The organism is Vibrio sp. E150_011, assembly GCF_053544015.1.
Genome location: NZ_JBHFOL010000013.1, coordinates 34,704 through 59,561, shown reverse-complemented (window position 1 = coordinate 59,561; position 24,858 = coordinate 34,704). Strand labels below are relative to the sequence as shown.

The following is a 24,858-nucleotide window of genomic DNA, read 5'->3' as shown; positions in this document are numbered from 1 at the left end:
GAGGTTGTCGCTACGCCCTAAGTTCTAACCCTACCAACTGTGATCCCTCTTCAATTTGAAGGGGGATTTTTTTATAGGGGAAGTTAATTAAAATAGTCTTATCTCAATCGTTTAATAAGAAGATACCCATGAGCACACCTTATCTCTACCACTCCCAAACTACCGATGGCGTGACGCTGAACGTGAGCTATCTCGTGATTGAATTATTAACCGAAGATCTATCTTTCGAGCGTGTTCTGCTCAGGCATGAACCTGATAATGAAGAATATATGATTGAGATGCAGCCTATGGGTCTCAAAGGACAATTGAGGGTGTGGCGTGCTGAGCTGCCGATGAGTCTTGATAAAGACGTCACATACTACACGTTCAAAGCAATCTTAGGAGCCAAGCAATATTGGTTAGATGGCAGAGGGGTACAACCCAGAATGCCAGGAAGAGAGTATCACTTTAAATACAATCGTGTCGATCGCCCACCAGAGTGGGTGTCAGAACAAGTGTTCTATCAAATATTCCCCGACAGGTTCTGTAATGGTGACCCGTCCTTGAGCGTAGAAACAGGTGAATATCAATATCTTGGTAAGAATCGACAATCGGTTAAACGACAGTGGGGGGAGCCGGTTGGTCAGCACGGTAATACTGGGGCGGTCGAGTTCTACGGTGGCGATTTAGCGGGTATACAAGCAAAACTAGACTATTTACAGGCGTTGGGCATCACCACCCTTTACCTTAACCCTATATTCACGTCCTACTCGAATCATAAATACGACACCGTTGACTATTTTTCGATTGACCCAAAATTTGGCACCAATCAGCAGTTCGCAGCGCTATCGGTTGATATTCACCAACGTGGTATGAAAGTGGTGTTGGATGCGGTGCTGAACCATACCTCGACCGAGCACGCATGGTTTGATAAATCACAGCAAGGCAATGGGGCGTATGGGTCGGTAGACAGCCCATATCGCGACTACTATTTTTTTGATGGTGCCAGTCAGGATTATGTCGGTTGGAAGGGCATTGATACGTTGCCGGTGCTCAATTTCCATCACGAGCCAGTGCGTAACGAGATTTATCTCAATGAAAACTCTGTCATCAAACATTGGTTAAAACCGCCATATTCTATTGATGGTTGGCGTTTTGATGTTATCCATATGCTGGGAGAAGGGGAAGGGGCCGCGAATAATGCCCACTACGTTAAAGCGTTTCGTCATTCAATGAAAACGGTCTCGCCAGATTCTTACATGTTAGGTGAACATTTCTTTGAGGCGACGAGTTGGTTACAAGGCGATCAAGAAGACGGTTCAATGAACTATTATGGGTTCGCCCACCCAGTTAGGGCGCTATTGGCTCATAAGGACATTCAATTTGATCCCATTGACATAGGTTGCCATGACTTCTTAGCTTGGTTGTTGGAGGCGCAAGCCAAAGTGCCGTGGGCCAACCAGTTGTCACAACTGAATCAACTGGACAGCCATGATACGGAAAGGTTCTTGACGACATTGCATGGGGATTCACAAGCAGTCAAAATCGCGTCGCAACTGTTAATGACGTATGTTGGTACACCTTGTCTTTATTACGGCACGGAAGTGGGCTTGGAAGGAGGGCATGATCCCGATAATCGCCGATGTTTTCCGTGGGATAAGACAGTGGATAGTGATTGGTTAGTGTATTTTAAGCATCTAATCGCGGCAAGACGGCAGTTCAAAGCGTTACAGAAAGGCAGCTTTGTCACCTTGTCGGTGAGTGAGCAATGCCTTGTCTTTGCACGAGTACTCGGGGGGGAAGTTGTGATCAGCGGCTTTAACCTTTCAGATCGTGACATCACAGTGACACTACCGTTATGGAAGCTTGCCACCGATCTTCATGTATTGCATTGCTGGTGGACGAAGAAGTCTCAACCGGTTCAAGACAGTGCGTTTACCGTGACGATTGGCGGGAGAGGGTCAATACTGCTTGCCAACGCCGAAAGGTAATGATTGATGAGCCAACTCTAGTAATAAGCCGTTAGTTCTGGCAGTTAAGAATCTCCGGCGCTAGCACTTAATGGTCACAGGGTCGTTGCACCATCGATTGCGTCACGATAGCGTTTTATATCGGCAACGATGGGTGCAGCGGTTTTGTGGATGCGAATTTCTCTAAATAAATCCATCGCCTGAGGGTATTGGTTGCGAAGATAAGCAAACCACTGCTTCACACGGTTCGGATAGTATAAGCCTTTGTCACCTTTCATTTCATATGTGGAGTACTGCAATAATAGGTCAACGACCTCATGCCAGGGCATCACGGAATGATTATGTTTGACGACATTGCCTAAGTTAGGCACGTTAAATGCGCCTCGACATACCATCAATGAATCGACACCGGTGGTTTCAATACAGCGCTGGCCATCCGCGTAGTTCCAAATCTCACCGTTGGCTATCAACGGCAGTGACGTGCGTTTACGGATCTCAGTGATATAATCCCACTTAATCTCACTGGCCTTATACCCACCGCTTTTGGTTCGAGCATGAACCGTAAGTTCGGCAGCGCCGGCTTGTTCAATGGCGTCAACGATCTCGAAACAATCGTCTGGATTCTCCCAACCGAGGCGAATTTTCGCCGTTACAGGAATGGCAGCGTCGACGGCATCACGGCAGGCTTTAACGACTTGGTAGATTTGGTCAGGATACTGAAGCATGGCGGCACCACCGTTGCTTCTGTTCACTAGTTTCGCTGGGCAACCAAAATTAATGTCGATCCCCCTCGCCCCCATCTGTTCCGCTTTTACCGCATTTTCTGCCATCCATTGTGCGTGCTGGCCAAGTAATTGAATATGGATAGGCGTACCAGATTTAGTTTGTGACCCTTGCGCGAGTTCAGGGCAAATACGCTGGAAAACGTGGTCAGGGAGACATTGGTCGCTAACACGCACAAATTCAGTGACGCAGAGATCATAGTCGTTAATCTCAGTCAAAATCTCTCGCATCAAATGGTCTAAAACACCTTCCATCGGACCTAGCACAACACGCATATTGGCACTCTCATAATTCTGGAGCGGCGATTCTATCTGGAAAGCGATCAAGAATCGACCATTGATGTATCGACACGCTCGAAATATACTTGCGGCAAACCTAAATACAGAATTGAACTTATGAACCTCATTCAATTGCCAGAAGCGTGGCAAGGCGAGTCGGCCGATTATCTAGAAGGGGCGATCTTAGCCGCAAACTTTACCGTATCTCCACTTGAACCTTCGGTCTGGCTTGCGAGCGTGATTGCTGATTACGACAAGTCACAGGAAGACTGGGTCGTCGCACACTTAAATGCACAGTATGCGTATTTGAAAGCTAATCAGTACAGCCTTCTACCTAAAGTGGGTGAAAGTCGAGAGCGTTTAGCCGATTTTGCGCAAGGCTTTATGATGGTTTGGGAGCATGTTGAACCGTTATGGCTAAAAAAGTCGCCCAATGATGGCACAATGCGCATGTTGCAAGCTTGGTTAACGACGCTAATGTTGGCGATTGATGAAGAACAAACGCATGCGCAAATGACGGAAGCCGGGTTTGAGACCTTACCGCAACTTGAAGGGTTAATCCCACAAGTTGATCATATGATCAACGAGATAGCACTGGCCGCGGATGAGATGATGATTGGTCATCAATCTCAGTCAGTCAATCCGTTTAAAGACACGGGACGAAATGACCCGTGTCCTTGTGAAAGCGGTAAGAAGTACAAAAAATGTTGTGGTAAATAACTTCAACATTAGTAATGAATGTACGAATTGTCGTTAAAAAGCCTCCTGTTGGAGGCTTTTTAACATCGACAGACTGGTTTCAATCAAGTGCCACTTATTGAAAACCTCTAGCACGCGAGCGGGTCTGCTTAGCACCTTGAGATAAAATAATGATCGCTAACACGAAAAGGTTACCCGCAAAAATGATGACAAGCCATTGCGGCATAGACAGTGTTAAAAACTGCCAAACAACTTTTGAACAATCGCCGTAAGCCTCGAATAGCCATGGTGCCCACTCATTGAGTGGTGCCCAATCCGGAAATGTGACGAAGAGGTCGCAGGTTTTGAATGGAGAGGGGTTAAACTGGTAGTCGACATGCTCAAGAGCCAAGGTGAGGCCTTTTACCGCGGATGCACCCCATGCGGCAAACCCAACCCAGCGCAAGACGACATTTTTTGGATTGAGCATGCCAATAAACGCGGCACCTAAAATACCGAACATTGCCACTCGCTCATAGATACACATGACGCACGGACCCAGCATCATGACATGCTGAAAGAAAAGCGCACATAGTTCAAAGATTAATGTGCAAGCAAATAACAAAACCCATGATAGACGTGTTGTTGAAAATGCTTTGATGTTGGAGAGAATGGTCACTGATTCGTCCTTGGAATAAAAAAAGCTCTGAATACTCAGAGCTTTTTATCGTGGATTAGTTTCACAATCAACTAAAAATTAATGCCCAGATGAGACTGCGGCCTCAATAACTTTACTTGAGTTCGCGACAATCCAGCCCGCGTCGTAAAACCAAGCGGTCATCGGTTCGAGCAAATAAACAATACCAAACAAACCAACAAGTGCCAGTACTAGGGTGTAAGGCAGTGCCATCACGACCATTCTGCCGTAAGACAAACGGATGAGCGGGGCAAGTGCTGATGTAAGCAAGAACAAGAACGCCGCTTGGCCATTTGGTGTTGCAACGGACGGTAGGTTCGTACCTGTGTTGATAGCAACGGCCAGCAAGTCGAACTGATCGCGAGTGATGATGCCTTCGTTGAGTGCTGTTTTTACTTCGTTTATGTAGACTGTTCCGACAAAGACGTTGTCTGATACCATCGATAAGATACCGTTGGCAACATAAAATAGCGCGAGTTGGCTGCTGCTATCTTCAACGTGAAGGACAGCATCGATGATGGGCTTAAACAAGCCTTGATCGATGATGACGGCAACAATAGAAAAGAATACCGCAAGTAGAGCAGTAAACGGCAACGCTTCTTCGAATGCTTTACCCATTGAATGCTCTTCGATCACGCCCGTAAACGCTGTCGCCAGAATAATGACGGAAAGGCCGATGAGGCCAACCGCAGCAAGGTGCATGGCAAGCGCCACAATTAACCAAACAGCGATAGCGCCTTGAACCCAAAGCTTTGCAACGTCTTGCTTAGTTCTAGATTTGCGTTCCTCTCGATCGAAATCAACCAAAATCTTACGAACGTTTTCAGGTAGCTTAGTGCCGTAGCCAAATACCTTAAATTTTTCAACCAACGCACAAGTGACAAGACCAAGTACGAATACTGGTGCAGTAACTGGTAGCATGCGAATGATAAACTCACCAAACAGCCACCCAGCTTGATCGGCAATAATCAGGTTTTGTGGTTCGCCTACCATGGTCATTACGCCACCTAGGGCAGTACCAACACCGGCATGCATGAGTAGTGAGCGCAAGAAAGCTCGATAGTCTTCTAAATCGTCACGCGTCAGTTCAGAGATTTCTTCATCGTGAGTATGATCATGAGAAGAACCTGACCCTTTGCCGGATGCGACTTTATGGTAGATCGAGTAGAAGCCTACAGCGACACTAATGACGACGGCAATCACGGTTAATGCATCGAGGAATGCGGATAAGAAAGCGGCGGTAAAACAAAAAGCCAACGATAAAATGATCTTGGATTGGATACCGAGCAAAATTTTAGTAAACATGAACAACAATAGTTGTTTCATGAAGTAGATGCCTGCCACCATAAACACCAACAATAACAATACTTCGATATTGTTGACTATTTCGTGTTTTACCATGGCGGGACTGGTCATCCCCATGGCGACAGCTTCTATCGCGAGCAGCCCTCCTGGTTGTAATGGGTAGCATTTTAGCGCCATTGCTAACGTAAAAATGAACTCGATAACCAGTAGCCAACCAGCTACGAAGGGATCAATCAGAAAAAAAACGATAGGGTTGATAATTAGGAAAGCAATGATCGCTAATTTATACCAATCCGGAGCTTTACCAAGGAAGTTCTTGATGAAAGCATTTCCTAGAGACATCGGCATACTAATACTCTTTGTTGTTATTAATCGACAATTGCAAGGGTGCGTTAGAGTATTTGAGAGGAAGTTCCAAACAAAAGTTGAACTGTAAAAACTTAGAAAACAAACATGGTTGCACGTTAGCGAATAACTGCGTTCACTTGCCAAGTCTCTCAGTTTCAAAGCACTCCTTGCTTCGACCGCAACTCTACTCTTTGGTTAAATTTAGTCAACAAAAATTACAATTTTAGGGGTTGATTTTTATAGTTTTTGCCAAAAACGCGATCCATGCAAGATAAGTAAATTGCGGTGTTTCATGCCTTGAAGTTAAACATCTGTGTGAGCATGGATTGTTTAAAATAAGACTCATCGATAATAAGGTATGTGAAGGGCGTAAAAAAGTAAGTTATTCTGTGCGAAAAGTATCGAACCTTCGGATATAACGTAATAATAGACATATTGAATTATAGGGACAAACTGCATGCGTACCAAGGCATGAGTATGTAGCAGCATTATTAACAGGGGCAAGTGATTCATATTCATCACCAATAACGGCACTTCGCTAATAAAATGTCAATATAGAGTCAATACTCTATATTTTTAATGTTACAGATATAAGTAGTGTAGGTTTACCAAATTCTTTAAGTAGTGGTATGATGAGTTCCATAACCAAATGAATAAATTAATTGGATAAACCCCATAATGGTGATTAAGGCGAAGAGCCCAGCAGGGTTCGCTGAAAAATATATTATCGAGAGTATCTGGAATGGTCGCTTTCCCCCTGGTTCAATTTTACCGGCAGAGCGTGAGTTATCAGAGCTAATTGGGGTCACAAGGACCACATTGCGAGAGGTATTACAGCGTCTGGCTCGAGATGGTTGGTTGACCATTCAGCATGGTAAACCAACAAAAGTGAACCAGTTTATGGAAACCTCCGGTTTACATATTCTCGATACGTTGATGACCCTAGATGCTGATAATGCAACGTCGATTGTTGAAGATTTGCTTGCTGCTCGAACGAGTATTAGCCCGATTTTTATGCGCTATGCATTCAAAGCGAACAAAGAAAACTCAGAACGCACTATAGAGGGTGTGATTGAGTCCTGTGAGAGCTTACTTAACGCAGAGTCATGGGATGCATTTGTTGCAACCTCACCGTACGAAGACAAGATTCGTCAGCATGTAAAAGATGAAACCGAAAAAGACGAAGAGAAGCGTCAGATCGCTTTAATTGCTCGCACGTTTAACTTTTATGATTACATGTTGTTTCAGCGATTAGCATTTCATTCCGGGAATCAAATTTACGGATTGATCTTCAATGGGGTTAAAAAACTGTATGACCGCGTAGGCACATATTATTTTTCTAACGCCCAAGCAAGAACATTGGCACTAAATTTTTATAAGGACTTGCTGGTTATTTGTGAGTCTGGTGATCGAGACCGTTTGCCGATGGTTATTCGCCAATACGGTTTAGACAGTGGCCATATGTGGAATGAAATGAAAACAACATTGCCAACGAGTTTTACTGAAGATGATGGTTAGGTTTTGGTAAAATTTTGTTCGTGTTATGTAAGAGAAAACGTTGTTTAGGTTTGAATACTTGCCGACAAAACAATAAAAAGCCGCCCTCGAGGCGGCTTTTTATTGTTTCGATTAAGAGGGGTTAAATAGCGGCAGTATGAGGTAATGGTTGATAAAGGGTTTCGGCCAATTCCCCAATACAATCATCATAAGTCTGAAAGATGAAGTCGGAAAGCGTTGAACTTAACTGATACATGGCCTCTTTATCGATCGGGCTCTCTGGCTGAGCGAGTATGTCATCGATCGTGATCATCGCTGCGCTGGCCATTGGGACACGAATTGTGGCGTAAGAGCGTGTAACGCTTAAACGGTTCACCTTACGCTGTATGACATGGCAATAATGTAATAGTTGTTGTTTTCCCATCGTGGTATCGGAGTTTTGAATACACATTCGAAACTGAGTCAAACAATCAAGGCAATCAATAACGCCATGCCAAACCTCACTGTATGTTAACTCTAGTTCGCTTTGCTCAAGGTCGACCAACCAAGCCACGATTAGTTCATCAATTAACAACAGTGTATGACGAACCATTTTGCCATGTATGATTTGATTCTTGTTAACATTGCTGCGTTTCCAAGAGCGAATCAGCAGTGAGATATTATTATGCAGAACACGGTACATCGGCTTATTGTTGAAATGAGCGAGTTGGATGAGCTCCTGACAATGAATGTCGATCTCTTGTTCGACTTTATCGATGTGTCTGGTTTTTTTGTGGCGAGACATTAGCGCAAAGTGAGTGATAGAGCGATGTTGCCTTATGAGGTTAACGAGATCTCTAAGATGAACAATCAGTTGATATCGGCGCTCAAACTTGTGCTGTTGTTGACGTGAATAACGGTATATCACGAATAAAATCCCAAGCGAAATGATCACGGACACTAAGATAAACATAACGACCTCCTCGTTGTCGTTGTTTCACTGCCTTAAGTCGTTGCAATCTAGATGCCAAGAAAACTATTATTTAAAATCAATGCCTTACTTTCACTATTGGTTCAAGGATGATATTGATTGGATGCTGTTGGTGCAATTGCACCAGAGTTGAGGGGGGAGTAAATGATAAAAAAGCCAGCACGAAGGCTGGCTTTTGTTGATGAACACACCCTTTTTGAAGGGTTAAGTGAAGCTCAATTACATCACTCGCATACCCGGTTGAGCACCGTCATGAGGTTCTAAAATCCAAAGATCACTGCCACCAGGACCAGCGGCTAAGATCATACCTTCGGACATTCCAAATTTCATTTTACGTGGTTTTAGGTTCGCAACCATTACCGTCAATTTGCCTTCGAGTTCTTCTGGCTTGTAGGCTGACTTAATGCCTGAGAATACTTGGCGAGTCTCGCCACCAATATCCAATTGGAATTTAAGTAGTTTGTTTGCTTTCGGCACTTCTTCACAGGAAATGATTCGAGCGATTCGCATGTCGACTTTAGCAAAGTCGTCAAATTCTATCTCATCGACAATTGGCTCTTTAGTCAGCTCAGTTTCTGTTTTTGCTGCTTCCGCTTTTTCTTTTGCGGCCATTTCAATAGCGGCATCTTCTTTAGACGCTTCGACCATAGATTCAACTTTCTTAGGGTCGATGCGGTTGAACAGTGCTTTGAACTTGGTGATTTCATGAGAGGTCAGCGGGTTCACGATGCTGTCCCACGTCAGCTCTTCATTTAAGAAAGCTTCAGTACGAGCCGTGAGCTCTGGCATGACAGGCTTGAGATAAGCCATCAACACGCGGAATAAGTTGATACCGACTGAACAGATATCTTGTAGTTCTTGGTCTTTGCCTTCTTCTTTCGCGACTACCCACGGTGCTTTTTCGTCAACGTATTGGTTGGCTTTATCAGCAAGTGCCGTGATCTCACGAATAGCGCGACTGAACTCACGTGACTCGTAGCATTCACCAATGCGTTCTGCTGCAGCAACGAATTCGTTGTAAAGCTCAGGTTCGGCAAAAGTATCCGATAACTTGCCTTCGAAACGCTTGCTAATAAAGCCGGCGTTACGGGACGCGAGGTTAACAATTTTGTTCACCACGTCTGAGTTAACGCGTTGCGTGAAGTCTTCGAGGTTTAAGTCTAGATCATCGATGCGGCTGTTGAGTTTCGCAGCGTAATAGTAGCGCAAGCATTCAGGGTCTAAATGATCAAGGTACGTAGCCGCTTTGATGAAGGTGCCCTTAGATTTAGACATCTTCGCGCCGTTCACTGTGACATAGCCATGAACAAAAACGTTGTTAGGCTTGCGGAAACCTGCTCCGTCTAACATCGCTGGCCAGAACAAACTGTGGAAGTAAACGATGTCTTTGCCAATAAAGTGGTAAAGCTCAGTTTTACTGTCTTTGCACCAGTATTCGTTGAAATCTAAATCGTCACGTTTGTCACAGAGGTTTTTGAACGACGCCATGTAACCAACAGGTGCATCTAACCAAACGTAGAAAAATTTGTCTTTCTCGCCTGGGATCTCGAAGCCAAAATAAGGCGCATCACGAGAGATATCCCACTGTTGAAGACCTGACTCAAACCATTCTTGCATCTTATTCGCGGTTTCATTTTGCAATGAACCTGAGCGTGTCCACTCTTTTAGCATGCTTTCGAATTGCGGAAGGTCAAAGAAGAAGTGTTCTGAATCTTTCATGACGGGCGTAGCACCAGACACGGCAGATTTAGGGTTGATAAGCTCCGTTGGGCTATACGTTTCGCCGCAATTATCGCAGTTATCGCCGTATTGGTCTTCAGATTTACATTTCGGGCAGGTGCCTTTAACGAAACGATCGGGAAGAAACATTTCTTTTTCTGGGTCAAATAACTGAGAAATCGTGCGGCTTGAAATAAAACCGTTTTTCTTGAGCTCCAGATAGATGTGAGATGCTAATTCGCGGTTCTCTTCACTATGCGTGCTGTGGTAGTTATCAAAACTGATGTCAAAGCCAGCGAAGTCTTTTTGATGCTCTTCGCTAACGGCTGCGATCATTTCTTCTGGCGTGATCCCCATCTGCTGAGATTTCAACATGATTGGTGTGCCGTGAGCGTCATCAGCACAAATGAAGTTAACTACGTTGCCGCGCAGGCGTTGGTAGCGCACCCAAATATCCGCTTGGATATGCTCAAGCATATGACCAAGGTGAATTGAGCCGTTCGCGTACGGAAGCGCGCAGGTTACCAACAGTTTCCTTGGGGTAAGGTTTCTTGGATCGGTTGCCATACTTAAATTTCGCTTTCTTATTCAGTGTAAAATATTGGCTAATACTACATGATGCTCGCCATGACTCCAAGGTATCCAGAGTCGATCCCCTTAACTTTTTTGGGGTTCTGGTTCTGGCCACTCGGTGCTAGTCTTAATGGTGAGAGCAATTATAAGGAATCCCAGATGCGAGCGTTCGAGTCGAAACAAGAATTTTGTCAATGGTTAGGTGAATTTACAGCAAACAATCTGAAAATAGGCTGGAGCGAAATTCCGGATGTGGTGACTGTATTAGCCAGTGGTGAGTTTAAAATCACCTTGCCGTTTGCCAATAAAACGACGGTCGATGAATTAGAAGCGTGGATTAGAAAAGAACAAGAGAGCCAGCGTGTCGCGCCGTTTGATTTTTCTGTATCGAGTGAAACCAAATCACTGGTGACAACGGTAGCGGCTGAAGTGAAAGGCGTCAAAAATATCATTGCGGTAACGTCTGCAAAAGGAGGCGTGGGCAAATCAACGACAGCGGTTAACCTAGCACTTGCGATTAGTGCACTCGGAGCCAAGGTCGGCATCTTGGATTCAGATGTCTACGGGCCGTCGGTTCCGCTGATGCTTGGAAAAATGGATGCACACCCAGAGGTTCGTGATGGGAAGTGGATGCAACCCGTCCAAGCACACGGTATTTATACTCAATCGATAGGTTACTTGATTAGTTCAGACGATGCGGCAATCTGGCGTGGCCCAATGGCATCAAAAGCACTGGCGCAATTATTAAACGAAACGGAATGGCCAGACTTGGATTATTTGATTCTTGATATGCCTCCGGGTACGGGTGATATTCAGCTTACATTGTCTCAACAGATCCCTGTGACAGCGGCAGTGATTGTGACAACCCCGCAGGACCTAGCGTTAGCTGACGCCATTAAAGGCGTCGCTATGTTTGAGAAAGTCTCTGTGCCAGTGGTTGGGGTGATAGAAAATATGAGCTACCACATTTGTAGCCAATGCGGTTCAAAAGAACACATCTTTGGCTCGGGTGGCGCAGAGTGGATGGCATCAAAATTTGGTATCAATATGCTTGCACAAGTTCCACTTCATATTGATATTCGTGAGTCGATTGACAACGGCGCGCCGACGGTCGCTTCAGACCCGCAAGGTGAGCACGCTGCGATCTATCATGCGTTGGCCGAAAGAGTATGTGCAGATTTGTATTGGGGTGGCAAAGTGAGACCTGACGCCATCCAATTTACCATGGTTCAGTGACGCTAGAATGTTCAAGGTTGGTGAGGACAAGGTGAAGTAATCGATTGCAATTTGGATTTTGTTAGTTAAAGACCAAAATGGCCATCAAATAACTGCTCAATCGTCTAGTATATAAGGGGTGAAATCCCTATAATTACCCGGTTTTGTCCTCACCACCATATATGTACTAGGTGCAAAGAATGTCTGATAATAATCAATGTGTCATCGTCGGTATCGCTGGCGCTTCTGCTTCTGGAAAAAGTCTCATTGCGAGCACTATCTATAACGAATTGCGCGAGAAAGTAGGCGATCACCAAATTGGTGTCATCACGGAAGATTGTTACTACAATGACCAAAGCCATCTGAGCATGGAAGAGCGTGTTAAAACAAACTATGATCACCCAAGTGCACTGGACCACAACCTATTGTGCGATCACCTTGAGGCCTTGATTCGAGGCGAAGCGGTCGAAGTTCCAGAGTACAGCTACTCTGAACACACCCGTACCAGCAACGCGACGACGTTGACACCAAAAAAAGTGATCATCCTAGAAGGGATTCTGTTGTTAACGGATCCTCGCCTTCGTAAGTTGATGCACGCCACGGTGTTTATGGATACGCCGTTAGATATTTGTCTTCTTCGCCGCGTGACTCGTGATGTAGAAGAGCGTGGCCGTACGATGGAATCGGTCTTGCAGCAGTACCAAACGACAGTACGTCCGATGTTCATGCAGTTTATCGAACCCTCTAAACAATACGCGGATATTATTGTTCCTCGTGGTGGTAAAAATCGTATTGCTATCGATGTGTTGAAAGCGCATATTGCGAAGTTACTTCGCGCTTAATTTCGGATGGATTTCTTGAGTATTGATTCAGTAACGTTCTATACTAAATCAATACTCGAGCCGCAATTAAATCACTTTATTTTTTAATGAATTAGTGGCACTTTTAGTGCCACTTTTTTATTTTCAGCCTTGCAAAGGACGTTGCCAATGAAAAAACTTCTTCTCGTCATCGCCATTCCTATTGTCGTCGTTCTACTTGGTATCGTAGGCCTAACGATTTTCGTCAATCCAAATCAATTTAAGCCTATGATTACCGAACAGGTTCAGGCTCAAACTGGACTCAACCTGGAGATTAATGGTGATATTAGCTGGCAATTCTTCCCATCAGTTGGCTTTGAATTAGGAGAAACCAATCTTAAGAATCCACAAGGATTCAACAACCCGAACCTATTCAGCGTTCAACAAGTGGGTGTTAGTATCGCAGTAATGCCGTTACTGGACAAAACACTCGAGATAGGTTCAATCAATCTGGATGGGGCGCAAGTCTACCTCGAAACGTTGCCAAATGGCGCATCAAACCTAGACGCCTTGACAGCATCTAAAGACAGCTCCGCTGAAGCTGCGACCACCGATGACACGACTCAACCGCAACAACAAACGGCCTCTTCGGCTGATGGCTGGAGTATTTCTCTGTCCGGCGTGACGGTTTCAAATGCCTTACTCGATATTTCGGATGCTAAAACGGGCTCGCATACCAAGTTATACGATGTTGGTTTGACAGTTTCTGAGTTTGCGGCTGATCAATGGACAACGGCTCAGTTTGAAGTCAAAGGTCAAATGGAAGCGAAAGGCCAACCTAATGCGCAGACCTTTACCGCCAACGGCACAGCGGACTTTACGCTTAGCCAAGATTTTAGTCGCTATGCGCTAAAGAACATCGCGTTTGATGCCACCTTCGATGATGGGGTGAATAAGATTGATAACGCACAGTTGAAATTGAATACCTTTGAATTTGACCAAACCAACAATATTGATTTTACCGTACAGGGCGTAGTTGCGGACATGACGCTCAATGCGACAGGCGGCACCGCATTTGAGATCGATAAAGCGATGACGATGTTGAAGTTAAATGCATTGACGTTGGATGCGACCGTTGAAGGGGATGCGTTGCCTCAATCTCCTATGAAGATTGGTATGGCTTCTAATTTGACGTTTGATCTCAATAAAAGCTTCTTAGACTTCGTCTTACAAAAACTCACCGTCAATAAGATAAAGCTGGATGGTAAAGCGACGGTACAACTTGCTGACATTCCCAAGGTTCGTTTTTCCTTGCACAGCCCAGACATTGATCTTGATGAGTTTCTAGGGTTAAACCAAGCCTCTGAGACGGCGCAGTCAGATACCCAAGAGTCTGCGGGTAGTTCAAATGATGGAGCGGTAAGTAAAGAGGTTGAACCTGACCTATCTGCATTGAAAGGATTAGATGTTAAAGGGTCAATCTCGATTGACAAGTTTAAAGCAGCTAACGCTCGCATGCAGGAAGTGAAAAGCGACTTTTATGTTAAAGGTGGGATTGCTGAACTGACTTCATTTAGTTCAAACCTTTATCAAGGCTCGATTACCGCAAAAGCGAAATTGGATGCTCGCCAATCACCAGCAAGCTATAGCGCAATAAAGACCATTAAAGGGGTTAAAGTCCAACCATTGCTTATTGATGTTGCCAATAACGACAAACTCGAGGGTACGGGCAATATTGACGTCAACGTTACCGGTAAAAGTCTAACGCCAACAGGCATCAAGAAAAACCTAAAAGGCACGGTCAAGATTAACTTTGCGGATGGTGCGGTCAACGGTATAAACGTTGCACAAATGATTCGTGAAAACTACGCACGCTTTAAAGGACAATCGTTAGACGGTAAGTCTGAGCCACAAAAAACAGACTTTAGCGCGATGACGGCAACGCTTACCTTCAATAAAGGGGTTGTGTCGACGAACAATATGAAAGCCGAGTCGCCATTGTTACGGATTAAGGGCTCAGGCTCGGCTAATTACATCAACGAAACGGCTGACTTCTTGGTGAGTACATCGGTGGTAGGGACGCTCGAAGGACAAGGCGGTGAGAGCATTACCGAACTGCGTGATGTCACGATTCCAATCAAGATAACGGGTCCATGGGCAGCGCCTAAGTTCGCACTCGTGTTCGATGACGTGCTTAAACAAAAAGCGCAAAAAGAGGTGGAGCGAGCAACAGAACGCCTTGGCATCAAAGATGAGAAAACGAAGAAAGCCGTTGATGGATTATTGAAAGGATTGTTCAACTGATCGGCTAGTGGCTATATTGAAAGCTAAAAGCTAAAAGCTAAAAGTTAAAAGCTAAAAGTTAAAAGCTAAAAAACGGTGCCCTTGGGCACCGTTTTTGTTTTTGAGATAATGTGCGGAACGTTACCAGCTTAACGGCAAGGGAAAAAACCAAGATAAGCACTCATCAGTGCTAGCAAGCGTTGCGACCAGCACGGCCTTAAATTCAAGATGGGCAGCATCGGTTCGCCGCTCTGGTGATATAAACTGGCTATTTTATTACCAGTCCACGCCTTTGAGCGCTTTTACGCCAGATTCAAAAGCATGCTTAACGTTTTTAACCTCAGAAACGGTATCAGCGAGCTCAATTAATGTACGATGAGCGCCGCGGCCTGTGATTATCACCGACTGCATTTTAGGTCGATGCGTCAAGGCTTCTACGACTTCATCTAAATCGATATAGCCGTAACTCACCATATACGTGAGTTCGTCGAACAGTACGACATCGATACTTTCGTCCTTAAGCATTCGTTTACATTCCTGCCAGACTAGTTGCGCAGCTAGCGTGTCCGCTTCTTTATTTTGAGTCTCCCAAGTAAAGCCGGTTGCCATCACCTGAAATTCGACGCCCAGCTTTTCGAGCAGGTTTTTTTCTCCGTTTGCCCATGTTCCTTTTATGAACTGCGCAACGGCCGCTTTCTTGTCGTGACCAATCGCTCGGGTTACGGTACCAAATCCTGCCGTCGACTTGCCTTTACCGTTGCCAGTAATGACTAACAATAATCCTTTTTCTTCTTGGGCGTTGGCAATTTTTTTATCAACGTTTTCTTTAACTTTCTGCTGACGGTCTTTATGGCGCTGTTGTTTTTGCTCTTCCGAAAGTGACATGACGATTCCCTTGCTGAGTATTGTTTTTATTCATTAATCGAGTTTCTATAAACCCATCTACACTCTATGATAATGAAATAGCGTGAGAAAAAAACAAGTTAAATTTTAAGGGTATAGCAATGAAGAAAGTATTAGTCGTCTGTATGGGGAATATTTGTCGTTCGCCAACGGGAGAAGCGGTGCTTAGAGCTTGCGCACAAAGGCAAGGACTGGATATTTTGGTGGACTCCGCGGGGACGATTGGTTTTCATGAGGGGGCATCTCCGGACCCAAGGGCCCAAGTGGCGGCAGAATCGAGAGGGTATTCCTTTGAAGGCATAACGGCGAGGCAGGTGACTGATGCGGATTTTTATAACTTTGATTTGATTTTGGCTGCTGATGAAGACAACCTCAATGATCTTATTGTTAGGTGTCCCGAACATCGACAGAGCGCATTATCGCTTTTCCTAAGTCATGGTCACTCTGAACAAAAGGAGATACCCGATCCATACTACGGTGGGGAGCAAGGCTTTGAGCAGGTTCTTGACTTGATTGAGGATGCCGCACAAGGGGTGTTAGAAGCACTAAAAACAATGAAATAATGGCGTAATTAGACGGCCACTGGCGGGATTAACGCGTTGTCACTATTCACCAGCTGACTGTATCAATCCATTCTCACTATCAATCGTACTCACGATTAACAGTTCACATAATCAACGCGTTAGGGTGAAACCTTGTTGGGTGTGTGAACTGTTATTCAATGGGTTGATTCTTAAGTGCAGACGCTTACTTACTCATCTCACCGCGCAACACTTCTGACATCTGTCGTTTAATCTGCTCATAGCTAAGATCTTGGCTTAATAAGTAGTGCAGTTTTGCTAATGCGGCTTCTGGTGTCATATCGTAGCCGCTAATGACACCAGAGTCGGCCAGTGCACATCCCGTAGCATAGCCACCCATATTTACTTTCCCTGCAAGACATTGCGTCAGGTTGACTACAATAACCCCACGTTCTGACGCTTCTTTCAAGTGCGCGAGTAGTGCTGGGTTTTGTGGCGCGTTACCCACACCGAATGTAAGCAAAATCATAGCATTAACCGGTTGAAGCAACGTGTTTCGGATCACCTCGTGAGAGATGCCTGGGTACATGGTGATGACCCCAATAGGCTGAGGCGTAATATTACAGACTCGGAAATCACCGTTTGCTGGCTTATTGATTTCTACACCATTGCTGAGCTGGATGTTAATACCAGCTTCTAGCAACGACGGTAAATTTGGTGACGTAAAGGCGTTGAAGCCGTCAGCATGAGATTTTGTGCTGCGATTCCCACGCATAAGCTGATTATTAAAGAACAGCGTGACTTCATTAATCGGGTAATTTGCCGCAATATGTAACGCATTGAGCAAATTAGCTTGGCCATCTGAGCGAAGCTCCGCGAGAGGGATCTGCGATCCCGTGACGATCACTGGCTTACCTAGGTTCTCTAACATAAAGGATAAGGCTGACGCGGTGTAAGCCATGGTATCAGTACCATGGAGGATAACGAAACCGTCGTAATTATCGTAATTATCTCGGATGTCATCGGCAATTTGCTGCCAATCCGCTGGTGTCATATCGGAAGAATCAATCAAGGGATCGTATTCATGGATAGTGAATTCAGGCATCTCTGAACGATGAAACTCAGGCATGCTTGCTAGTTGTTTTTCCATGAATCCCGCGACTGGGACGTAACCATTGGATGATTTTTTCATCCCAATTGTTCCGCCAGTGTAGGCGATGTAGATGTGTTTTCTTGTCATGATCGACATTACTTCAATGTTTAGAACAGGTGGCAGGATTATAGCGGAATCAAACAAAAGAGCCACCGAAACGGCGGCTCTTAGGGCATTTAACAAGTGGTTAAATCTAAATCATGTTGCTTACTCAACATTACACGTTAAGCAGAGAACGTACTGACCTTTAGGATCATTGAAGCTTTCTACTAGCGATGCTTGTTGTTGAATCTGTGCAGCTGCCGGTTGTAGGCTCTCTGGGAGCATACTCGAGATATCATACCCCAACGACACCTTCACTTGTTGCATCATCTCTTGGATAAACTGCTGCGCTGGACTTAATGGCTCTTCAACCCAGTAAACGTCATAATCGTCTAAGTTGCCCAACTCCGCCGCTAGCGCAACGGCGTCATCAAAGTCACCAATTTGGTCGATCAATCCACGTTCTAGGGCGTCTTTGCCTGTCCATACTCGACCTTGAGCGACATTATCGACATCGGAAACGTCCATATCACGATTGTTGGCGACTAGGGTAATGAAGCGCTTGTAGCCATTTTCAATCCCCATCTGGAAGGCCTCTGATGCGCCTTCGGACAAGCCTGTCGTCACACCAACACCCGAGAATGGGGAAGTGCCTACGCCATCGGTTGAGATACCAATGTTGCTCAATCCTTTCTCAAACGTGGTAATAACGCTGAAGATACCAATCGAACCGGTAATCGTCGTTGGCTGAGCAATAATTTTGTCAGCGCTCATTGAGATCCAGTAACCGCCAGATGCGGCGAGGCTAGACATTGATACCACGACCGGTTTGCCCGCTTTTTGCAAAGCGACGACTTCGTTACGAATAACCTCTGAAGCGAAGGCGCTTCCGCCTGGGCTATCAACACGAAGAACCACGGACTTAACCGAATCGTCTTCTCTGGCTTGTTTGAGAAGCCCTGCGACAGTGTCACCACCCACCGTGCCTCTTGGCTGCTCTCCATCCATGATGGTACCGCTAGCGACGACGACAGCAACGCTGTCTTTCGGTGGTTGAATATCAAATGGAATCGTCATGAGATAATCGTAATAGCCGACAGCATTGAAGCTACCATCTCCGTCGCTACCGAATGCGTCAATCATAGCTTGATTGGCTTGTTGCTTGGTGGCTAATTCATCGACAAGTCCCAACTTTTTAGACAGAGCCGCAAGGTCGCCATCCACGGATTTCAACTCGGATAGGAAGGTGTCCATCGTTGGTGTTAAGACGCTAGGTTCAAGTTGACGATTGGTGGCAACATCATCGACGTAAGCGCCCCAAAGTTGGGATACCCAGCGTGTTGCTGACTCTTTGGCTGCCGGAGACATATCATCACGTAAGAATGGTTCAACCGCTGATTTGTAGGTGCCAACGCGGAAGACGTGTGTCGTAACATCAAGCTTTTCAAGCAGCGTTTTGTAGTACATTGAGTACGCGCTGTAACCCTTGATTAACACCGCCCCGTCAGGCGCAAGATAGACCTTGTCGGCATAACTGGCTAGGTAGTATTGGCTTTGGTTATAGAAAGCGCCATAAGCAAGTACAGGTTTACCGGTTGCCTTGAACTCATTGATGGCTTTGGCGATATAGCGCAGCTTTGTTAAGCTGGTTTCTGGCATATCACGTAGAGAGAGCACCAACCCAGTGACATGGTCATCTGTCGAGGCATGCCGAATGGTGTCCACGATATCAAACAGGACGTTCTCTTTGGGTAGGTCTTTACCAAACAAAGAACCGGTGACCGAATCCATTGGGTTCACATAGGTGCTTTGCTCTACCACTGGGCCGGCAATATTTAATACTAACGCGGCTTCTTTTTTAACTGGCGGAGCGCTTGGTTCTACCTGAGTGAAACCGAAATAAAGCAGGGCGATCACGGCAAAGAACAACAGGTTCACAATGGCAAGTCTGGTAAAGTTAATCACTTTCCAGAATCCCTTGAAGATTAACCCAATAAATCGAACTATTTTTTTCATCATCTCTCCACAACACACGAAGTGAGTGTCTGCATCCCTAAATAACAGCTTGTAGTCTAGTGTTACGACTATGAATAAGCTGTATGAATATTGTAATTGTACGTGAATGTGACGACTTTCACCCAATCAAAAGCCATCATCATAAAAATTAGAGACTTATCATCATCGATGAAGTTCAAATAATCAAAAATTATTTTGCATTATGTTGTAAGAATGTAAACGTAAGTTTGATTTATTAACCTTGTTGTAATAATCTGGTCAGACCACAATTATAAAAAGCAAAGTGAAGTCGCCATGTACCCAAACCTACTAAAACCTCTAGACCTAGGATTCACTCAACTTCGCAATCGTGTCTTGATGGGCTCGATGCACACGGGGCTTGAAGAACATAAAGAAGGCTTGCAAAAATTGGCGGCTTTCTATGAAGAACGTGCTAAAGGCGGGGTTGGACTGATCGTCACGGGTGGTTTCTCACCCAACTTACGTGGACGCCTCGCTCCCTTTGCTGCTGAGTTTAGTAAGCCTAAACATGCCAAGGCACACAAAGTTGTGACAGAAGCTGTACATAAGCATGGTGGTAAGATTGCATTGCAAATCCTACACGCTGGGCGGTATAGCTATCACCCTTTTTCTCAAAGTGCCTCAAAAATAAAATCACCTATCACCCCCTTTACGCCCAGTGAAATTAGTAGCCGCCAGATTTGGAAAACAATTGAAGCCTATGCGAATAGCGCAGCCTTAGCGCAAACTGCTGGGTATGATGGCGTAGAGATAATGGGTTCGGAAGGCTACTTCATCAACCAATTTATTTGTAAACGGACCAACGTTCGATATGACGAATGGGGCGGGAGCTATGAAAATCGTATCCGCTTGGCGATTGAAGTTGTTAAAGCGGTACGTGCTGCTGTTGGGGAGGAGTTCATCATCATCTTCCGCTTGTCGATGCTTGATTTAGTTGAGCAGGGCAGCACATTTGACGAGGTTATTCAGTTAGGTAAGGCTCTAGAAGACGCGGGCGTCACCATAATAAACTCAGGTATTGGGTGGCATGAAGCCAAAGTCCCAACCATCGCGACACAGGTACCCAGAGCAGCCTTCACTTGGGTGACAGAAAAGGTTCGCCCACACCTTAACGTTCCGGTGATCACCACCAATAGAATCAATACCCCTGAAGAAGCTGAGCGAGTATTGGCGTCAGGTCACGCGGACATGGTCTCAATGGCGAGACCTTTCTTAGCAGACCCTAATTTTGTTCAAAAAGCAGAGCAAGGAAAATCGCAATTAATCAATACTTGTATTGGTTGTAACCAGGCGTGTTTGGATAATGCCTTTAAGGGTAAGCGCGCGACCTGTTTGGTGAATCCTCAAGCTTGTTATGAAACGGAACTTATCGTTAAAACGACCGCTAAGTCCAAAAGTATTGCCGTCGTCGGCGCAGGCCCTGCAGGGCTAGCTTGTGCCACTATGCTTGCAGAGAAGGGCCATTCCGTTGATTTGTTCGAAAAAAGCGATCGAATTGGTGGCCAGTTTCGTCTCGCCATGCAGATCCCTGGCAAAGAAGAGTTTCGTGAGACGATCCGTTACTTTGCAAATCGAATTGATGAGACAGGCGTAAAGCTACACCTAGAAACCGAAGCCAATGCCGATTTGTTGAAAGAGTACGATGAGGTGGTCATGGCGTCTGGGGTGAAGCCGAGAATGCCGAAACTGGAAGGTATTGATAATGCTGATAAGGTGATCGATTACCAAACACTGATTCGTGACAAGGTATACGTCGGCGAAAACGTCGCGATAATGGGTGCTGGTGGCATCGGTGTTGATGTCGCCTCTATGCTGACCGAACCAGTTGGTCATACGCTTGATGATTGGCTGCATGAGTGGGGGGTCGATACTCAAGTGGAACATCCGGGTGGCTTGTACCCTTTCCCTGATACAGTAGCTGAGACTAACGTCTGGGTAATGCAACGAAAAGCAGGACGTGTTGGCAAGGGCCCTGGAAAAACAACTGGCTGGATCCACAAAAAGATCCTTGAAAAGCGCGGCGTTAATCTATTGGCCGGTGTGTCTTATGAAAAAATTGATGACGAAGGCCTACACATCACGATTAAGGGGGAGCATAAACTGATCCCTGCCGATAAGGTGATTGTCTGTGCGGGGCAAGAATCCGTGAAACCATTTGAGGCGCAATGGCCTGACTTTGGAGATAAGCTGCACGTAATTGGCGGTGCTGATTATGCCGGAGAGTTAGATGCGGTGCGTGCAATTCGCCAAGGTGTAGAGCTAGCGGCTAAGCTTTAGGCCTGCAGCCTCTAAGTTAGAGAGATAAAAAACGCGGGTGATGGTTGAAGTGAACCATAGAACATTAAATATGATGTTTGATAATGGTTATCAATAGTAGTGTTAACACGTTGGGTATTTGTTATTATTAATGCAGAGACCGATAACAACATTAACTCCAAGGACGTATTATGGATGCCTTAGAACTGCTGCTTAACCGACGTTCAATTGCCCGGCTAAGTGACCCGGCACCGGAAGGGGTCGCACTGGAAAATATCATAAAAGCAGGACTGCGTGCGCCCGATCACGGTGGTTTAACACCTTGGCGGTTCGTGTTGGCTCAAGGCAATGGTCTTAACAAGCTTGCGACCATTTTATCAGAGGCCAGCACGCTCGCGGGTCGTGAGCAAAATGTGATTGATAAGGCGCAAAAAGCACCGTTTCGAGCGCCACTGGTGATCACGGTGATTGCCAGCGTGACTCCACATGAAAAAGTACCCGCATTTGAGCAATACCTTTCCGCTGGGTGCGCCGTTCAAGCAATGCAAATGGCTGCGGTTGCGCAAGGGTTTCAAGCCTTTTGGCGCTCTGGTAAATGGATGTTTGATGAGCATGTGAAACAAGCATTTAATGTGACAGGAGACGATAAAATTGTTGGTTTTCTTTATGTTGGCACGCCTGGTTGCACCCCGATGAAAGCCCCCGAGCGAGACCTTTCTAAGTTTATAGAGTTCCTGTAACTGTCTATTTATACAGTTTTTCTTGATTAATAAAGGTAAGCTTGGTTAAGCTTACCTTTTCTTTTGCCAGTATATTTTTATGACACGTCTATTTATCGCAGAAAAACCGAGCTTAGGTCGCGCAATCGCGGCGGCCTTACCTAACCCTCAGAAGAAAGGGGATGGGTTTATTCAATGTGGTAATGGTGATGTGGTGACATGGTGCATCGGCCACTTACTTGAACAGGTTGAGCCCGATGTTTACGATGACCGGTATAAAAAATGGAACCTCCTTGACCTCCCCATTATTCCTGAACAGTGGCAGCTTCGACCTAGAAAAACGGCAGCAAAGCAACTTGCCGTGGTGAAAAAGTGTGTCAAACAAGCAAGCGAATTAGTTAACGCGGGCGATCCTGACCGAGAAGGGCAGTTACTTGTCGACGAGGTCATTGATTATTGTAAGGTCAGCAAAGCCAAGAAAGATAATGCGCAACGGTTATTGATTAGTGATTTGAACCTACCTGCGGTAAAGAAAGCCATTGGATCGATGCGCATGAACAAAGAGTTTGTACCGCTTTCGGTCTCTGCATTGGCTCGCTCAAGAGCAGACTGGCTGTATGGGATGAATATGTCTCGTGCCTACACATTATTGGGCCAAAAAGCGGGTTACCAAGGTGTGCTTTCTGTGGGGCGAGTACAAACACCCGTTTTAGGATTAGTGGTTCGACGTGACGATGAGATCGCAAATTTTATCCCCAAGGATTACTTTACGCTGCATGCACTCATTCCTTATCAAGACAGTCAAAGTAGCTTTGATATTCGAGCTCGCTGGAAACCAAGTGAAGCCTGTAAGAATTGGCAAGATGAAGAAGGTCGAGTGCTTAATCGCAAGCTGGTTGAGAATGTCGCGAGTCGAATTAAAGGCCAACCCGCTAAGGTGGTAAAGTCTGAACACAAATCGACCAAGCAAAATGCGCCGCTGCCGTATTCGTTGTCCGCGTTGCAGATTGACGCTGCCAAACGTTACAACATGAGCGCTCAACAGGTTCTCGATGTCTGCCAAGCCTTGTACGAAAAACATAAACTGATCACTTACCCGCGTTCAGATTGTCGATACCTACCTAATGACCATTTCTACCAGGCCAATGAAGTACTCGCTGCAATAAAAAATAATAGTAAAGCTTGTGCGGCTCATGTGGATGGGGCGGATAGCAGTCGCAAGTCAAAAGCGTGGAACAACAGCAAAGTTGATGCGCACCATGCCATCATCCCAACACCTAAAAAGTCGAACAGTGTACTGTCGAACTACGAAGAGAACGTTTATGGGTTGATCGCTCGTCAATACGTCATGCAATTTTACCCGCCAGCCGTGTATGCCGAAGCGATGCTCGAATTTGATATCCAAGGTGGACTCTTCGTATCAAAAGGCAAGCGTATGCAAGAACCAGGATGGCGCGTCTTGCTTGGTAAGCAGTCTAACAGCAAGGAGGAAGATGTTGATGCGGTGCCAGCTCTACCTGTTGGTACCGAGTTGCTTTGTCGTGAAGGACAAATATTGGAGAAAAAAACGGAACCTCCCCGTCATTTTACTGAGGCAACGCTGCTGCAGGCAATGACGGGTATTGGCCGCTTTGTTGTTGACCCATCGTTGAAAAAAATCCTAAGAGACACCGATGGAATCGGTACGGAGGCGACTCGTGCAGGCATACTGGATACCTTGTTTAAAAGGCAGTTGTTAAGACGCGATGGCAAGGCAGTGTTAGGTTCACCTGCAGGTCGAGGTTTAGTGTATGCATTACCAGATGAATCGACCTATCCGGACATGACGGCGCACTGGGAACATCAGCTTCAAGGTATGGCCGAAAAAACGTATTCATACGCTCCCTTTATGCTAGGTCTCACCCAAAAAATGGATGAGTTGATGCGTCGGGTTAAAGAAGAGCCAGTGCCTGAATCGTTGAGAAACTTACCCAAGGTGGAACGGCCGGCTTTTAAGAAAAAACGTAACAGTAAGCCAAGAAAAAGCCCGAGGAAGTCAAAGTAGCCCTATAAAATACCGCCATATCACGTGATGTGGCGGTATTTTATTAACAAAGTGGTTAAGCGTCTTTGTTTGCACTCGTATCGCAATC

18 protein-coding genes are annotated in these 24,858 nt (G+C 45.5%); 10 read left to right on the top strand and 8 right to left on the bottom strand.

All coding sequences use genetic code 11. From position 1 onward, the window contains the following. Positions 1-128 precede the first annotated feature (128 nt). Positions 129-1,970, top strand: coding sequence for a maltodextrin glucosidase (malZ, locus tag ACE1OE_RS17640; protein ID WP_449211834.1), 1,842 nt, complete (start codon positions 129-131; stop codon positions 1,968-1,970). A gap of 74 nt (positions 1,971-2,044) precedes the next feature. Here the strand turns inward: malZ and dusC are convergent, their stop codons facing one another. Continuing rightward, on the bottom strand, positions 2,045-3,007 hold the full coding sequence (gene dusC, locus ACE1OE_RS17635) for a tRNA dihydrouridine(16) synthase DusC (protein ID WP_449211833.1): 963 nt from the start codon (positions 3,005-3,007) through the stop codon (positions 2,045-2,047). A gap of 120 nt (positions 3,008-3,127) precedes the next feature. Between dusC and ACE1OE_RS17630 the strand changes: the two genes are divergently transcribed. Then, complete coding sequence (locus tag ACE1OE_RS17630; protein ID WP_449211832.1) at positions 3,128-3,730, top strand: SEC-C metal-binding domain-containing protein; 603 nt, start codon at positions 3,128-3,130, stop codon at positions 3,728-3,730. Positions 3,731-3,824: 94 nt separating this feature from the next. Here ACE1OE_RS17630 and dsbB read toward each other — a convergent pair whose 3' ends face one another. Further along, on the bottom strand, positions 3,825-4,367 hold the full coding sequence (gene dsbB / locus ACE1OE_RS17625) for a disulfide bond formation protein DsbB (RefSeq protein WP_449211831.1): 543 nt from the start codon (positions 4,365-4,367) through the stop codon (positions 3,825-3,827). Positions 4,368-4,445: 78 nt separating this feature from the next. Next, complete coding sequence (nhaB, locus tag ACE1OE_RS17620; protein ID WP_372060773.1) at positions 4,446-6,038, bottom strand: Na(+)/H(+) antiporter NhaB; 1,593 nt, start codon at positions 6,036-6,038, stop codon at positions 4,446-4,448. A 678-nt stretch (positions 6,039-6,716) separates the two neighbouring features. Between nhaB and fadR the strand changes: the two genes are divergently transcribed. Next, complete coding sequence (fadR, locus tag ACE1OE_RS17615) at positions 6,717-7,556, top strand: fatty acid metabolism transcriptional regulator FadR (RefSeq protein WP_372060774.1); 840 nt, start codon at positions 6,717-6,719, stop codon at positions 7,554-7,556. A 121-nt stretch (positions 7,557-7,677) separates the two neighbouring features. Here fadR and ACE1OE_RS17610 read toward each other — a convergent pair whose 3' ends face one another. Both ACE1OE_RS17610 and metG read right to left on the bottom strand, forming a co-directional pair. After that, positions 7,678-8,487: a hypothetical protein gene (locus ACE1OE_RS17610; RefSeq protein ID WP_449211830.1), complete on the bottom strand. Its 810-nt coding sequence runs from the start codon at positions 8,485-8,487 to the stop codon at positions 7,678-7,680. A 237-nt stretch (positions 8,488-8,724) separates the two neighbouring features. Continuing rightward, positions 8,725-10,791, bottom strand: coding sequence for a methionine--tRNA ligase (metG, locus tag ACE1OE_RS17605; RefSeq protein WP_372060776.1), 2,067 nt, complete (start codon positions 10,789-10,791; stop codon positions 8,725-8,727). A 165-nt stretch (positions 10,792-10,956) separates the two neighbouring features. On the opposite strand from metG, the gene apbC reads away from it, so the two are divergent. The 3 genes from apbC (at position 10,957) to ACE1OE_RS17590 (ending at position 15,116) form a co-directional block, all read left to right on the top strand. Beyond that, a complete protein-coding gene (gene apbC, locus ACE1OE_RS17600) occupies positions 10,957-12,033 on the top strand; it encodes an iron-sulfur cluster carrier protein ApbC (RefSeq protein ID WP_449211829.1) in 1,077 nt (358 codons plus the stop codon). A gap of 179 nt (positions 12,034-12,212) precedes the next feature. Further along, a complete protein-coding gene (gene udk / locus ACE1OE_RS17595) occupies positions 12,213-12,854 on the top strand; it encodes a uridine kinase (RefSeq protein WP_102467702.1) in 642 nt (213 codons plus the stop codon). Positions 12,855-13,001: 147 nt separating this feature from the next. Further along, entirely contained in the window at positions 13,002-15,116 is a 2,115-nt protein-coding gene (locus ACE1OE_RS17590) for an AsmA family protein (RefSeq protein ID WP_372060778.1), read from the top strand. A 255-nt stretch (positions 15,117-15,371) separates the two neighbouring features. Here ACE1OE_RS17590 and cobO read toward each other — a convergent pair whose 3' ends face one another. Further along, positions 15,372-15,980 (bottom strand): cob(I)yrinic acid a,c-diamide adenosyltransferase, encoded by a 609-nt coding sequence (cobO, locus tag ACE1OE_RS17585; protein WP_372060779.1) that lies wholly within the window; start codon positions 15,978-15,980, stop codon positions 15,372-15,374. Positions 15,981-16,099: 119 nt separating this feature from the next. Between cobO and ACE1OE_RS17580 the strand changes: the two genes are divergently transcribed. Then, positions 16,100-16,561 (top strand): low molecular weight protein-tyrosine-phosphatase, encoded by a 462-nt coding sequence (locus ACE1OE_RS17580; RefSeq protein ID WP_372060780.1) that lies wholly within the window; start codon positions 16,100-16,102, stop codon positions 16,559-16,561. A gap of 184 nt (positions 16,562-16,745) precedes the next feature. On the opposite strand, the gene ansA is transcribed toward ACE1OE_RS17580, so the two are convergent. Then, positions 16,746-17,759 (bottom strand): asparaginase, encoded by a 1,014-nt coding sequence (gene ansA / locus ACE1OE_RS17575; RefSeq protein ID WP_102467743.1) that lies wholly within the window; start codon positions 17,757-17,759, stop codon positions 16,746-16,748. Positions 17,760-17,879: 120 nt separating this feature from the next. Next, positions 17,880-19,730, bottom strand: a complete 1,851-nt coding sequence (gene sppA, locus ACE1OE_RS17570; RefSeq protein ID WP_449211828.1) for a signal peptide peptidase SppA — start codon at positions 19,728-19,730, stop codon at positions 17,880-17,882. Positions 19,731-20,024: 294 nt separating this feature from the next. Here sppA and ACE1OE_RS17565 point away from each other — a divergent pair, with 294 nt between their 5' ends. The 3 genes from ACE1OE_RS17565 to ACE1OE_RS17555 all read left to right on the top strand — a co-directional run bounded on the left by ACE1OE_RS17565 (position 20,025) and on the right by ACE1OE_RS17555 (position 24,770). Further along, positions 20,025-22,028, top strand: a complete 2,004-nt coding sequence (locus tag ACE1OE_RS17565; protein ID WP_449211827.1) for an oxidoreductase — start codon at positions 20,025-20,027, stop codon at positions 22,026-22,028. A 170-nt stretch (positions 22,029-22,198) separates the two neighbouring features. Beyond that, the gene (locus tag ACE1OE_RS17560) at positions 22,199-22,747 is read left to right on the top strand and encodes an NAD(P)H nitroreductase (protein ID WP_102467708.1); all 549 of its coding nucleotides are present in this window, start codon (positions 22,199-22,201) and stop codon (positions 22,745-22,747) included. A 79-nt stretch (positions 22,748-22,826) separates the two neighbouring features. Beyond that, positions 22,827-24,770 carry a DNA topoisomerase III gene (locus ACE1OE_RS17555; protein ID WP_102467709.1) on the top strand — a complete coding sequence of 648 codons (1,944 nt, stop codon included), beginning with the start codon at positions 22,827-22,829 and terminating at the stop codon, positions 24,768-24,770. Positions 24,771-24,858: the final 88 nt, after the last annotated feature.

Coding starts and splice junctions, on each gene's coding strand:
- ACE1OE_RS17565 (WP_449211827.1), top strand. CDS start 20,025: ATGTACCCAAACCTACTAAAACCTCTAGACCTAGGATTCACTCAACTT.
- malZ (WP_449211834.1), top strand. CDS start 129: ATGAGCACACCTTATCTCTACCACTCCCAAACTACCGATGGCGTGACG.
- udk (WP_102467702.1), top strand. CDS start 12,213: ATGTCTGATAATAATCAATGTGTCATCGTCGGTATCGCTGGCGCTTCT.
- metG (WP_372060776.1), bottom strand. CDS start 10,791: ATGGCAACCGATCCAAGAAACCTTACCCCAAGGAAACTGTTGGTAACC.
- ansA (WP_102467743.1), bottom strand. CDS start 17,759: ATGACAAGAAAACACATCTACATCGCCTACACTGGCGGAACAATTGGG.
- ACE1OE_RS17610 (WP_449211830.1), bottom strand. CDS start 8,487: ATGTTTATCTTAGTGTCCGTGATCATTTCGCTTGGGATTTTATTCGTG.
- fadR (WP_372060774.1), top strand. CDS start 6,717: ATGGTGATTAAGGCGAAGAGCCCAGCAGGGTTCGCTGAAAAATATATT.
- ACE1OE_RS17555 (WP_102467709.1), top strand. CDS start 22,827: ATGACACGTCTATTTATCGCAGAAAAACCGAGCTTAGGTCGCGCAATC.
- ACE1OE_RS17630 (WP_449211832.1), top strand. CDS start 3,128: ATGAACCTCATTCAATTGCCAGAAGCGTGGCAAGGCGAGTCGGCCGAT.
- ACE1OE_RS17590 (WP_372060778.1), top strand. CDS start 13,002: ATGAAAAAACTTCTTCTCGTCATCGCCATTCCTATTGTCGTCGTTCTA.
- ACE1OE_RS17580 (WP_372060780.1), top strand. CDS start 16,100: ATGAAGAAAGTATTAGTCGTCTGTATGGGGAATATTTGTCGTTCGCCA.
- sppA (WP_449211828.1), bottom strand. CDS start 19,730: ATGAAAAAAATAGTTCGATTTATTGGGTTAATCTTCAAGGGATTCTGG.
- nhaB (WP_372060773.1), bottom strand. CDS start 6,038: ATGCCGATGTCTCTAGGAAATGCTTTCATCAAGAACTTCCTTGGTAAA.
- apbC (WP_449211829.1), top strand. CDS start 10,957: ATGCGAGCGTTCGAGTCGAAACAAGAATTTTGTCAATGGTTAGGTGAA.
- dusC (WP_449211833.1), bottom strand. CDS start 3,007: ATGCGTGTTGTGCTAGGTCCGATGGAAGGTGTTTTAGACCATTTGATG.
- cobO (WP_372060779.1), bottom strand. CDS start 15,980: ATGTCACTTTCGGAAGAGCAAAAACAACAGCGCCATAAAGACCGTCAG.
- ACE1OE_RS17560 (WP_102467708.1), top strand. CDS start 22,199: ATGGATGCCTTAGAACTGCTGCTTAACCGACGTTCAATTGCCCGGCTA.